A 13,795-nucleotide genomic window follows, 5' to 3' on the forward strand; every position below is an offset into this window, starting at 1 on the left:
GTTTAGTTGATGTTTGGGTTTGAGATTGCCTCACTGTTTGGCAGTGGCCAATAACCATGTACATCAGGAATAAAGTTGATGGCAGCCTCTCTGTAGTCAAAAAGATCCTGCGCGCTATTGACTGGGTGTTCTCCACGTTCAAGTACGGAACTCCAACGCGTTACCTTTTTACCATCCTCATCAATGAATGGGAAGTCTACTCCATGGTATATTTCAAGTGAAAGTGTCTGGAAACGCTCTTTGGTAATGCCCCATCTTCTCATGTCAAGGTGACGGATAGCATGTCCTTCAAGTGAGAGTTCTAGCGGTCTTTCCACGTACATCAGGTGATCCATTACCTGTTCAGCGGAGTACACCTGTTCGTCATATTGACCTGAGAACTCACCACCGGAAGACAAACCAATCATTTTAAGTGCAGACCTGTGTCTTACCTTGTTGATGTACATCAAAGCTTCAGCTACACCTGCCTCATTGGTACCGCCTTCAATCAGGATTTCTGCATACATCAGGTAGATATCCGCCAGACGTATCACCCTGATATTGATGCCCGAACGTTGGGTAGGGTTGATATCCAACTCAGTGGTACCCGTTTCCCAGTTGGTATATTTCCTGTAATAAGCCGTTTCTTTGTTGTTGAACTTCGCTCTGTGGTAGGGAGGAGCCTGATAGTAACTCAGTGAGTCATCAATGAAAGCCAATGAATAAGAAGCCCTCAGCGAATATGGCTTCAATATATCGTTACCATCCTCATCCTGGAAATAGTTTCTTGGATCATTCTCATCCATTTCCTCATGCCTGTAAGCGTCAATCAGCCACAAGCTTGGCAGTACACTTCTGTAACCTCCTACCGGACTCAGTAAGAATGCTAAGTTAGTCGACACTTGCTCTTCAGCACCTGGGTTTTCTTCCGACTTATAGTTAAGCGAGTGTGCAATCTCTAGAATGGATTCACTGTTGAACTCTGTCTGAGAACTGAAGTTATCCCCAATATTATCTGTCAGTGCATAACCATAGTTGTCGATTACATCCTTGAAGTAAACACTTGCATTCGCATAGTCCTTTTGGTACAAATAACTTTTACCAATCACGGCAGCTGCAGCACCGGCAGTCACTCTTCCCAAATCTTTGTCATCCCATTTTGCCGGAAGGTTTTCATAGGCAAACTGCAAGTCTGCCAAGAAGAATTCCCTTACCTTATCCTCAGACTGAAGCTTCTGGTAGAAATCTTTCTCCTCTTTAGGGACAAAATCAAAGATGATGATGCTTCCCTTGTTAAAAGAAGAATGCAGGTAGAAGTGGAACAATCCTCTAAAGAATCGGGCTTGTGCCAGAATCAGGTTTGCACTTTCCTGCTCCGTTTCAGAAGTGAGGGTAGGCGCCAGCCGCTCATATGCCTCAATTACCTGGTTAGCTCTGAAAATGCCCTTGTAAAGCGCTTGCCATTTATTATTAGGAGCACCAGACGCTGAATTAAAGGTCTGCAGGTAATAGATATCCTTTGTATTGGGACGTCCCCAACCTGGATAAGTCAGATCTGACCTGTGATTCTCTTCAACGGTCGATAAAATACTTCTATCCTTAAATGTATTGTAGACAGAAACCATTCCCATCTCCAAGTCGGGTATACTTTTCCAGAAGTTGTCTGTTGACAATTCGTTAGGGTTAGCCTCCTCTAAAAAGTCTGTATCTGTACATGCTGACATTGGAAGCAACAATGCCAACCCTAATGAGAGTTTATAGATCAATTTTTTCATTTTCATAAATCATTTTGATTAGAAATCAAATTGTAAACCTGCTCTGTAGGATGCTGTAACTGGGTAGTTTCCTCTGTCAATTCCTCTTGTGCTCAGTCCGTTGTTACCTACTTCAGGATCATAACCTGTATATTTGGTAAATGTCAAAGGGTTTTGTGCTCCCAGGTATACTCTGAATTTAGAGACACCCATTTTTTCTGTCAGCTTTTTAGGAATTGTATAACCTAACGTTACATTTCTCAATCTGACAAAAGTTCCGTCTTCCAACCAGTAATCCGTTTGTCCACGGTAGTTCTCATGGTCACCACCCCTGTTGGCAGGCACATCAGAAGTTGGGTTACCCTCTGACCACTGATAAAGCAAATCCCTGTGCGTACCTTCCTTGTAGGCGGCGGCCTTGTTACCATTGATTACTTTTCCTCCAACTGCAGCATACCACTGTAATGACAAATCAAAACCTTTGTAGTCAGCCCCCAGATTCAGACCAAGCTCATACTCAGGCATACCACTACCGCTGTAAACTCTGTCTTCGTTGTCGATGATGCCATCACCATTCTGGTCTACCATTTTCAAGTCACCCACTTTGGCTGTTGAGTTTGGCAAACTTTCTAAGTAATTGTTCAACTCCTGCTCCGTATGGATGACACCATCTGTTTCAATCAGGAAGAAGGCACCCGCTTCATATCCCTCTTTCAGTACAGATACTTTATCCTCATTTCTACCAATCGCCACTTCACTACCATTCAGGTAAACGGTCTTGTTAGCACCTGCCATTTTGGTAATCACGTTTCTGTTTTTAGAGTAAGTCCCCCCTATGTTAAAGTTGATACCATTGGCTGTCATATGACGGAAGTTAGCAGCTAACTCCATACCCTTATTGTTCATGTTACCCACGTTCAGTACTACCGTAGCATTGGCTCCTGCTCCTGTTGAAGAAGGGAGTAACACAGGGAAAAGCATATCTTCCTTGTTCGTATCATAGACATCTGCCGTCACAGTCAGCTTATCATTGAAGAAACCTAAGTCTATACCAAAGTTTGTTTGGATAGTAGTTTCCCATTTCACATTTGCATTGGCATAAGCTGTTTGAATTGCACCTAACGCCAATATATCACTCTCTTCCCTTCCAAAGACGTAGTCTCTTTCCAAGGTAATAGTAGCTGCATTGCTATAATCCAGGAAGTTTTGATTACCCGTTGTACCATAGCTACCTCTGAGCTTAAAAGTACCTACATAATCTTTCAGACCTTCGCTCCAGAATGCCTCTTCAGAAATGTTCCATCCTGCCGAAACTGAAGGGAATATACCCCATCTTGATTCTGTGTTGAAGCGGGAAGAGCCATCTCTTCTGGCACTTACGCTCAACAGGTAACGGCTCTTGTAGTTGTACTGGAAACGACTCAACATACCTATCAACTTGTTAGTTTTATCTTGGTTATAGCCAGTCTGGTTACCCACAATCGGGTCTAAGGTAGCACCGTTCAGGATTGTTACATCATTACTGATCAAGTCGTGCTTCTGCGCAAAGAAAGATGAGTATGAGTAGTTTTCCATTGAGAATACACCCAACAATTTAAACTGGTGCCCTTTAATTCGTTTCGAATAATTCAATGAACTCTCCCAAGCCCAGTTGTTTCTAGATGCACTTTGGTTTTTTACACTTGACCTGTAGTTTCTTGAAGTAATTACATCTCCTTCGGCATCATATGCCAAGAAAATCGGAGCAATTGTCACTCTAGTGTCATCTGTAAAGCTACCACCAAAACGAGTCATAAAAGTCAACCCTTTAAATACATCGTAGTTTGCTGTAAAGTTGTAGTTGAACTGATTTGACTTATTGTTATCTGACCTTTTAAATCTGGTCATCAGGTAGCTCATATTTAAAGCCTCATTGGATCCTTCCTGATCACTTCCACTTTGAATCGTTTCAGCATCCGGATCCAGTGCTGGCTGGTATGGCTTGTACTTGTAAGCTTCAAGCAACACTTGATAAGGTGCATACTCTGTGTTTTCTGTCTTAAAACCTAGACCGGTATTGAATGTCCATTTCTTCTTCTTGTATATCGTGTTAGCACGTACACTCATACGGTCAAAGCTAGAGTTGATCACCGAACCATCCTGCTGGAAATAGTTACCTGTGATATTGTACTTCAAGCCATCTTTACCACCTGCAATACTCACACTGTGGTTCTGGATGGGTGCATTGTCACGCTGAACAACATCTTTCAGACTAGTATTAAGGGTGAAGGCATAAGGGTTGTTTTCAAGCGGCGTCCAAGTACCGTCGAAAGGGGTACCGTTGTTGTGGCTTTTCTGAAGGAAGTATGTGTACATATACTCTTCAAAGTTCAGGAGCTCTACACCTGAAGTAATTTTCTGGATACCGTAGTAACTATCCACACTGACTTTCATCACATCATCCTTACCGCTTTTTGTTGTGATCAGAATCACACCGCCTGCACCTCTTGTACCATATACAGAAGCTGAAGCAGCATCCTTCAATACATCGATAGAAGCGATCTCATTGGGGGAAAGTCTAGGGTCACCTTCGTAAGGGATACCATCCACTACAAAAAGTGGAGAGCTAGCACCTGTGATAGAGCTAAGACCACGAATCATAATGTTAGCACCAGCCCCTGGATCACCTGATGAGGCTTGTACGTTTACACCGGCAATCTGTCCTTGCAGTGCTGAAGCAAGGTCTGATGTAGCTGTTTTGGTCAGTGTTTCAGAATCCACTTGCACTACGGCACCAGTGACTTCTTTTTTCTTCTGCTCACCATAACCAATCACTACAATCTCATCCAATTGCTCTAAGTCAAGTTCCATTGTGATATAGATATAAGACTTACCATCAATGGAAATCCTCTTTTTTGTATATCCAATAGCAGAGAAAATAAGTTTAGCATTCTTGTTTGGTACATTTAACTTAAACTTACCATCATAGTCTGTTACTGTACCTTTCGTTGTTCCTTCAAGAACAATGTTTACTCCAGGTAATGGTTGAGATTCCTCATCAACCACTGTTCCTGTGATTAGATTTTCTTGCGCATGCAGTGGTAGTGTTAGCAATGCCAACAGAATGAAACACAATAAGTGTTTGCCTAGTAGCGCGTTCTGTTTAAGAGAGTATATCATTTTGCATACTAAGATTGTTGAACATTCATTTTCTGTGTTGATAAATCAAATCTAGCGTACGCATTCTTAATAAGTGTAAATAAAACCTGTAAAAACAGGGTGTAAAAAACACATCTATATGGATCCATTTCTCCTATTCGGAATATCAACAATTATATCCCCCATCCTTTCAAGCAGCGTATTGCTGATAAAAAAATCATATTCTCATATTATAGACCTACCTCCATATTCATTTAAACTAGTTGTGTATTATCAATTGAGGCTATTTCAACCAATTACTCAACAAGGGGTAATAATCTCTCAGATAACAAGGGGGAAATTTCTGACAACTATATAACCAATAATAAGACCTGTCAATATATGACTCAAATTAAAGTGTACCAAAGATACTTTTATTTCTTTACCTCTCTTGATTGAGTCCACTTTTCAAAAAAATAACCTGTTTTTTTTCGCTATTATAATCGGGCTTATTTGGAGTAAGAGATAATCTTTATTTTTTGAATTTTTCTAATTAAAAAGAGATGATATGATCCTATTAAGTGGAATGTATTTCCATCGTATTATCATCCTTATTTATAGTACAACAGATTATTCCCCCTTTTTTAAAATGAAAATTCGCTGAAGGCCGTAAACGTACGACATACATTTGATTACATAATTTTCAAACAAGAGCTAATCCTTATTTAAGGAAGAGTATTCATCAAATGTAAGGCATCAGATTGGTGCATAAAGTATATATAGTTTATGAAAAGAATCTTCATCATAATTACCTCACTTCTAGTTGCTTGTTCTAGCCAAAAACAAAGCAATGTAGCAAGTCAAAAGAACTTTGAACCTAATTGGGAGTCTCTTCAAGAATACGATGTTCCTGAGTGGTTTCAGGATGCAAAACTTGGGATTTTCATCCACTGGGGACCATACGCAGTACCGGCCTATCGATCAGAATGGTATCCAAGATTCATGTATATGGACAGTGTAGTATGGGGACCAAAAGGAGAAGTAAAGAGTATAGGAGCTACCAATGTTTACAAACACCATATTGAAAAATACGGAACGCTGGATAAGTTTGGCTATAAGGATTTTATCCCAATGTTTAAGGGTGAAAATTTCAACGCTAAAGAATGGGTGGATATTTTCGAAAAATCAGGTGCCAAATATATCGTCCCTGTAGCAGAGCACCACGATGGGTTTGCAATGTATAAATCTAACCATACCCGTTGGAATGCTGTAGACATGGGACCAAAAAAAGATATTCTAGGTGAACTAACTACAGAAGCAAGAAAGAGAAAAATGAAAATCGGTGCTTCTTCCCACTTTGCTTTCAACTGGAACTACTATAACCACAAGGAAGGGTTTGATACCATGGACCCTCAATATGCAGACCTTTACGGCAAAAGCCATGATCACTATACAGCTGCTGATGAAGAGTTTCTTGAACTGTGGTGGAACAGAACTACAGACATCATAGACAACTATAAACCCGATATTCTATGGTTTGACTTTTATATTGACAGAGAAGAATTTATGCCATACCACCCTAAGGTAGCTGCTTATTACTATAATAAAGGCATCGAGTGGAACAAGGATGTAGTTTTACAAACTAAAAACTTTAAGATGGCTACTTTCCCTGAAGGAACACACGTGCTGGATATTGAAAGGGGCAAAATGTCTGATATCCGTCAGGAGCCTTGGCAAACAGATACTTCAATTGGTAAAAATTCTTGGTCCTATGTGGAGAACTGGATTTCCAAAGATGCCAACACCATTATTGATGACCTAGTGGACATTGTTAGTAAAAACGGTTGTCTACTGCTAAATGTAGGTCCAAAAGCTGACGGTACAATTCCAGAAGACCAGCAAGCCATTCTGTTTGAGATCGGTAATTGGATGAATGTCAATGGCGATGCCATCTACGGATCAAGACCTTGGAAAATATTTGGAGAAGGTCCAACAGAAGTAGCTACAGGTCACCATACTGAAGGCAAAAACAAAGAACTAACTGCTGATGACTTCCGCTTCACGACCAATAATGGAAAGCTATATGCCATTTCAATGGACTGGGCTGAGAATGGTAAAGTGACGATTCCTGCACTTAGCAAAGGCAACGAGTATGTAGCCTCCCAGATCAAGCAGGTGAAACTGCTGGGCAGCAAGGAAAAACTAGCCTGGGAACAGACTGCAGATGGGTTGCAGGTCAGCCTTCCGGCTGAGCAGCCTTGTAACCATGCTTTTGTTTTTGAAGTTGCTTTCGAAGACAATAATGCAGTGGCCTGGGTGGGTAAATAATAGAATGTTAGGTAAGGCTGGTTGTTTAATCAGCCTTACTCATTTTAATAAAATGTTGATTGACAATGTTGTCATCAGCTGTCTGAAAATAATACTGATAAGAAAGGGAACTCATCTAGGTTCTGTCGCATCAATTACTGAGTTGCCACAAAATCACTTGCTTCTACTTAGGCAACCTCAGTCATCTCTCACTTCCAAAGGCTTGTCCTTTGATTCCAACCTCAAATTCAAGCAAATTTTGCTCTTTTCAATTCTTCAAACAGAAACGTGGTCATTCCTTATTGACCCATATTATTAATTCATCTATAAATTATTATTATGAAAAAAACCCAAAAACTCACTCTAGTAATGCTCCTTTCCATTTTTTTTGCTGTCAGCCTGTACGCTCAACGTGTACCCGATCTGCCAGCAGAAATAAGCGGTAAATACTATTCTTACATCAACACCAATCGTTCCGATGACTTTGAGGGTGCTTCGTTGAATAGTTCCAAATGGCTCCGACGGGAAGCCACCAACCAAACCAACAAGAGGATTACCGAAGACCCAAGTTTTATTGTTTTGAGCAACGGTACCCTTATCTGTAAAGGAAAGGATAATACTGCTGGGGGTATTGTTTCAAAAAACTCCATGAAATATGGTTTCTATATGGTCCGGTGGAAACTCTCCGGTTTCAGTCCAACCCGAAAGTCCAGCTATCATCCTTCTATTTGGTCTGCCAACTGTAATGGATATAACGGCCCTGAACGTACGTGCCTGAGCGGTTCAAACTGGACCGAGATTGACCTGATAGAAGTGACCAACTATGGAGGGGGAGCCAGAACCCAGGCGGATGCACCTTGCCGCATAAATGGTACAAAAATCAATGATCCAGCTGCCAACGGTTCTTTAGGTGAAAAGGCCATCATGAAATCCTTCTATGATTTTGACATAGATACCGACTGGCATATTTACGGTCTGGAGTATAACTGGAATTACATGCAGGTATGGAGGTATGTTAACGGCGAATGGCTTAAACTGGGCAGACAGGTCGTTTTCAATTCCAGCAGTACCGGTAGCATCTCCTCCATCCCCAAAGTGTGCAGGTCTGATATGTTCTGGTATATCGGCAACCTCTGGACAGGCGGCGGTGATTCCAATGAGCCCGATGTCACCAAATTGGTAGTGGATTATTTTAGGCTCTATCAAGTAAAATCGGGAGCAACCTTTGCGTCCTCTTTTGTAGGGCCAGAAATCAATGAACTTAATTTGAACAGATTTAAATTTGATCCTACCGATGCATTTGAATATGATGAAAATATGAAATTCAGTGGGTTATCCATATCGCAAGGCACGTTACGCATTGAGGGGCTGAACTATGAGGATGCACATGTACTGATTTACAGCATGAACGGCGCTTTAGTATATGATGGCTACAACTATTTTAAAAAGGGCAAGCTGTCTCTAGATGTGAGTGCTTACAAAAACGGCGTTTATGTTTTAAAGATCATAGAACCCCATCAAACCATCACACGTAAATTCCTGATCAAAAAGTAATTTTACCTGAAAAAAACGATTGATTTTTTAGGCCTGTAAATCCTATTTTACGGACCTTTTTTTATGAATGCCACGGTACTAATACAGATGTTTTATTGGCAAAGAATTGCCAAAAGAAAAGGGGGATAAATTAGCCCCCTTCTTATTTTCCCAACTTATAACCAATATTTAAACCAGATTTAAATTCTCTTCGAGCAAAACACCAATCCCTTCTTCCTGAATCTGAGCAAGATATTGTGTCAGTTTTGCTTTCAAATTTCCCAGATTATTCAGATTAGCTCCCCAAACTGTTTCGAAAGCCAAGACACCTGCCACTACGCTTTCCAGATTTCCTTGGGTAGCATAATAGTTTTCCCAAAGTGACCTCAGCAAGTCTACTACTTCCTGATCGTCCTGTGGTTCAAAACCTTGCTCATTTTTTGGGTCATACAATTTGATCAAGGCTGCAAAAGCAACCAGTAGTCGCTGTGAAAACTTACCTTCCTTGATAAAATACCCCGATATAGAAGGGAGTACCCTTGTGTTGAATTTCGGGAATGAGTTCAGCGAAATGCTGTTCAGGTAATGCTTGACAAACGGGTTCCGGAAACGGTCCAATACATCTTCCGCAAATTCATGAATGCCTTCCGAAGCCGGCAAGGTCGGCACGATTTCCTCCTTGATCAGCTGCTTCAGAAATGCACCCACCTGCTCGTGGTCGAGTCCTTCCTTCACTGTCTCTACACCTGACAGGATACCAATCGGCACCAGTGAAGTGTGCGCGCCATTCAGGATGCGCACTTTACGGGTACGGTAAGGCGCCTGATTGTCCGTTACGATCACGTTCAGTCCGATTTTTTCGGCAGGAAATACTTCCTTGATTTTCTCGTCTCCCTCAATCACAAACAGGTGAAACTGTTCGCCTTCCACGACCAGTTGGTCTTCAAAACCCAGTTCCTTGTGGATCTCTTCGATGCGGTCTTTCGGGAAGCCCGGTACGATGCGGTCCACCAAGGTATTGTAGAAAGTACAAGCCGTTTCTATCCAGTTTTGGAATGCCTTGGGCAGCTGCCAGTTCTCGATATTCTTAAGAATTGTTTCCTTCAGAATCTGACCGTTCTTGTCAATCAATTCGCAAGGCAGAATGTGGAGTCCTTTCGAAATGTTTCCCCCAAAATGACGGAAACGTTCATACAGCAAGGCAGTCAGTTTTGCCGGAAAACTGTCCTGCACTTCATCAAGCTTATCCGCTTCATGGTAGCGGATACCCGCCTCTGTTGTGTTGGAAAAGATAAACTGCAATGTTTCTACCTTCGCAAGCTCAAGGTAACCCTGATAGTCTTCGTAAGGATTGACCACCTGCTGAATACAGTCCACCAGTTGGTGCCGGTTGATCAGTTTGCCTTTCTCGATGCCTTTAAGGTAAAGGTGATACAGACCGTCCTGTGCATTCAACAGCTCCCCCAAACCTTGGGGAATCGGCTGAACCACTGCCACGCCTGCATCAAAATCAGCCTTCTCATTCAGTTCCTGAATCATCCAGTCGATAAACGCCCGAAGAAAGTTTCCTTCCCCAAACTGCACGACACGTATTGGACGGGCTGCTGTATTTATATTATTCCGATTGAGTTTCATTGTTTGATCTGGTTTCGGTATTGGGTTTACTACAGTGAAATACCTCGTTTCCAAGGAATAAAGTCATCCTGTCTGAGGCGCATGGCGTTGGTTTCTGCCTCTCCGCTTGCTACTGCCAGCAGGTACTCCAGCATTTGCGCTGCCTTGGAAGCAATGCTGTCCTCCCCGCTGATCACCGAGCCGGCATCAAAGTCGATGATGTCTTTCATTCGGTTTGCCAGAATGGAGTTAGAGGATACCTTGATAACAGGCGTAATCGGATTACCTGTAGGCGTTCCCAGTCCTGTGCTGAACGTAATCAGGGTAGCGCCGGATCCTGCCAGTGCCGTAGTGGATTCCACATCATTGCCGGGCGTACACAGCAGGTTCAAGCCTTTTCGCTTCAGCTGCTCGGTGTAGTCCAGTACGTCCACGATTGGCGAGCTGCCGCCTTTTTTGGCTGCCCCTGCAGACTTCATGGCATCCGTGATCAGCCCGTCCTTGATATTGCCAGGCGAAGGATTGGCGTCAAAACCGGAACCTACCGCTTCGGCTCTGTGCTTGTAAAGTGCCATCAGTTCCACAAAACGTTGGGCGTCCTTTTCTTCCACACAACGGTCTGTCAGGCTTTGCTCCACGCCATTCAGCTCCGGAAACTCTGCCAGAATTGGCGTTGCGCCCAGTGCCACCAGCATATCGGACACATAGCCCATCACAGGGTTGGCGGAGATACCTGAGAAACCATCCGAACCACCGCATTCCAGTCCCAGTCTCAAGGCTGAAATAGGGGCTTCTTTTCTTTCGCATTTATTGGCTTCCACCAAACCTGCCATTGTTTTCTTGACAATGTCTTCGATGAATTTGCCTTCCGAAGCGCTTTTCTGCTGCTCCACGAAGAACATAGGTTTATCCATTGCAGGATTCATGTCATGAATGGCTTTCTGCAAGATTTCCACCTGCGCATTCTGACAGCCCAGACTCAGGAATGTAGCGCCTGCCACGTTCGGATTGTTCAGGTAACCTGCCAACAGATTACACAGCGTATCAGAATCCTGTCTGATGCCGCCACAACCTCCGTCATGCAGCAGGAACTTGATGCCATCCACATTCGGGAACACCCTCTCCTTTTTGGCATCCTCTACTTCCACAAGGATATCCTCCTCCATCAGTTCCATTGCGCTTGCGCCCAAAAGGCTTTGCGCAATCAGCCGATCGATATCCAACTCATAGTCGCGCCCTTTCTTGTAGCCCAGTTTTTCTTCCAAAATTTCCTTGGCAGCCAGCACGTTCCTGTTTTCACAGAATACCAATGGCACTACCAGCCACATGTTCTGCGTACCGATCTGACCGTCATTTCTGTGATAGCCCATAAAGGTTCTGCCTTCAAAAGCTGAGACGTCGGGCTTAACCCACTCCGTTCTTCTGTCCCTTACATGCACATCGCTGGCGGCATGCTTGACATTGCCTGTTGTAATGGCTTGCCCTTTCAGAATTTTTTGAGTGGCTTTGCCTACCAAAACCCCGTACATCATGATCTCATCCCCTATTTCAAGATCTTCGATCACAAATTTATGTTTTGCCTTGATAGGCTCTATTGGTGTAAAATGCTTGCCTTCGTAGTGGATAGTTTCCGATGCATGAAGATCAGTGAGGGCTACCATCACATTGTCAGAAGGATGCACCATCAATACTTTATTCATCTTTTTACCTGTTTAAAAAGTCGTGACTTTTGATGTGTTTTTGAGCTGCCCTTCTTCCTTGCCGTATTCCTGCTCCTGTTCCAGCTCGTAGATGCGTTCCATTAGTTGCCATTTGTTCTTGGCTGAAGCGGTAGCATCCGTTTCTTGAAAACGAGATACATAGGCTTCCCACTCCGACTGACGAGGTTTTTCTGCCAGAAGGCTCATTGCATGGTCGTGGTCGAAGTCTTCCACTGTATCCATGATCATAAATAGCTGCGTATCCAACAGGTAAATCTCCATATCAACGATGCCCACATCTTTCATCCCTTGGGTAATTTCGGGCCAGGCAGCACCTTTGGCGTGTACTTTCTTGTATTCCTCAATCAGTGTTGTATTATCTGTGAGGCTTAGTGCTTTACAGTATCTTTTGTAGCGGCTCATTTCGTTAGGATTGTTTGGTTTTCCATCTTCTGTATCCAAATGTTGAAATGACACAGAAACAAATCAGTGGAATGATAAAGGAGGCATTAACTGCTTTCAATCCCATGACATTTTCCATATCAATGATAGCTCCCTGCATAGGTGGCATCAGTGCTCCCCCAACAATCGCCATCACCAAACCTGCTGCACCAAACTCTGCATCATCTCCTACCTCTTCCAGCGCAATACCATAAATGGTCGGAAACATCAGTGACATAAATGCGGAAGTAGCAATCAGGGTATAAAGCCCAAATTCACCACCTATAAAAATGGTACAAGATATCATCACAATACCGCCCAAGGCAAAGTAGGTCAGCAGTTGTGTGGCTTTCAGATACTTCATTAGAGCTGTGGCAATAAAGCGGCTTGCTAGGAATAATACCATAGCAATGATATTGAAGCTTTGTGCTTCTGCCTTTGTATAACCAATGCTTTCCGCATACTGAATAATGAAAGTCCAGCACATGATTTGTGCGCCTACGTAGAATATCTGAGCGATAACACCTTCCTTATAGGTGCTATTTTTAACTAATCTCCTGATTGTTTGACTGAGTGAGAAGTTGTGATCCACTTTTCTTTCTTCTGGAATTTTAAACATCAGAATCACTACGGCAAATGCCAGTACAATCAGTCCAATCATCACATATGGATCACGTATGACCATCAGGTCATGCGTTTTGATAGCTTCCTTTTCCACCATTTCCAAGCCTGAATAGATCAGGTTACCTTGAGCATCTTTTTCTGCTGATGACAAAGAGGAAAGGATAAACTGCTGTGCGACAAACATCCCAACCAGCGATCCAATTGGATTGAATGATTGTGCCAGATTCAAACGTTGTGTTGCTGTTTCTTTGGCTCCCAAAGACAGAATCAACGGGCTTGCAGTTGTTTCGAGGAACGCCAGTCCGAAAGTCAAGATATAAAGCGATACCAAGAAAAAACCGAACATTTCGAACTGTGCTGCTGGAAAGAATAGTAAGGCTCCAACTGCATAAAGTGCTAAACCGATCAGAATAGCAGTCTTATATGAGTATTTCTTAACAAATAATGCAGCTGGCAGTGCCATCGTGAAATATCCACCATAGAAAGCAAACTGTACCAGTGATGCCTTAAAATTTGAGATCTCCATCACGGTTTTAAAGGCGGATACCATCGGGTTGGTAATATCATTGGCAAAACCCCAAAGTGTAAACAGAAATGTGATCAGAATAAATGGAAAGATATATTTCTTTTCCACTACCTTCTTGTTGGAAGAATTTGCCTGTACGGCCTTTTCCAATTTTATATGTTCAGTTGCTAAATTGTCCATAGTAGAAGTTGTTATATTGG

General features: G+C 42.7%; 8 protein-coding genes. 2 read left to right on the forward strand and 6 right to left on the reverse strand.

The features are described 5' to 3' along the window. Nucleotides 1-2 precede the first annotated feature (2 nt). Both V6R21_RS00795 and V6R21_RS00800 read right to left on the reverse strand, forming a co-directional pair. Entirely contained in the window at nucleotides 3-1,754 is a 1,752-nt protein-coding gene (locus tag V6R21_RS00795; protein WP_334239989.1) for a RagB/SusD family nutrient uptake outer membrane protein, read from the reverse strand. An 18-nt stretch (nucleotides 1,755-1,772) separates the two neighbouring features. Then, nucleotides 1,773-4,892 (reverse strand): SusC/RagA family TonB-linked outer membrane protein, encoded by a 3,120-nt coding sequence (locus V6R21_RS00800; RefSeq protein WP_334239991.1) that lies wholly within the window; start codon nucleotides 4,890-4,892, stop codon nucleotides 1,773-1,775. Between the two features lie 744 nt (nucleotides 4,893-5,636). Between V6R21_RS00800 and V6R21_RS00805 the strand changes: the two genes are divergently transcribed. Both V6R21_RS00805 and V6R21_RS00810 read left to right on the forward strand, forming a co-directional pair. Then, nucleotides 5,637-7,178 carry an alpha-L-fucosidase gene (locus V6R21_RS00805; RefSeq protein WP_334239993.1) on the forward strand — a complete coding sequence of 514 codons (1,542 nt, stop codon included), beginning with the start codon at nucleotides 5,637-5,639 and terminating at the stop codon, nucleotides 7,176-7,178. A 318-nt stretch (nucleotides 7,179-7,496) separates the two neighbouring features. Continuing rightward, a complete protein-coding gene (locus V6R21_RS00810; protein WP_334239994.1) occupies nucleotides 7,497-8,711 on the forward strand; it encodes a T9SS type A sorting domain-containing protein in 1,215 nt (404 codons plus the stop codon). 168 nt (nucleotides 8,712-8,879) lie between these two features. Here the strand turns inward: V6R21_RS00810 and V6R21_RS00815 are convergent, their stop codons facing one another. The 4 genes from V6R21_RS00815 to fucP are packed head-to-tail and all read right to left on the reverse strand — an operon-like array spanning nucleotide 8,880 to nucleotide 13,775. Next, nucleotides 8,880-10,325: a tagaturonate reductase gene (locus V6R21_RS00815; protein ID WP_334239996.1), complete on the reverse strand. Its 1,446-nt coding sequence runs from the start codon at nucleotides 10,323-10,325 to the stop codon at nucleotides 8,880-8,882. Between the two features lie 29 nt (nucleotides 10,326-10,354). Then, entirely contained in the window at nucleotides 10,355-12,004 is a 1,650-nt protein-coding gene (locus V6R21_RS00820) for a UxaA family hydrolase (RefSeq protein WP_334239998.1), read from the reverse strand. Between the two features lie 12 nt (nucleotides 12,005-12,016). Then, nucleotides 12,017-12,427: an L-rhamnose mutarotase gene (locus V6R21_RS00825; RefSeq protein WP_334240000.1), complete on the reverse strand. Its 411-nt coding sequence runs from the start codon at nucleotides 12,425-12,427 to the stop codon at nucleotides 12,017-12,019. Nucleotides 12,428-12,431: 4 nt separating this feature from the next. After that, on the reverse strand, nucleotides 12,432-13,775 hold the full coding sequence (gene fucP, locus V6R21_RS00830) for an L-fucose:H+ symporter permease (RefSeq protein WP_334240002.1): 1,344 nt from the start codon (nucleotides 13,773-13,775) through the stop codon (nucleotides 12,432-12,434). Between the last annotated feature and the right edge of the window lie 20 nt (nucleotides 13,776-13,795).

The sequence above is a fragment of the Limibacter armeniacum genome (assembly GCF_036880985.1).
Taxonomy (GTDB): Bacteria; Bacteroidota; Bacteroidia; order Cytophagales; family Flammeovirgaceae; genus Limibacter; species Limibacter armeniacum.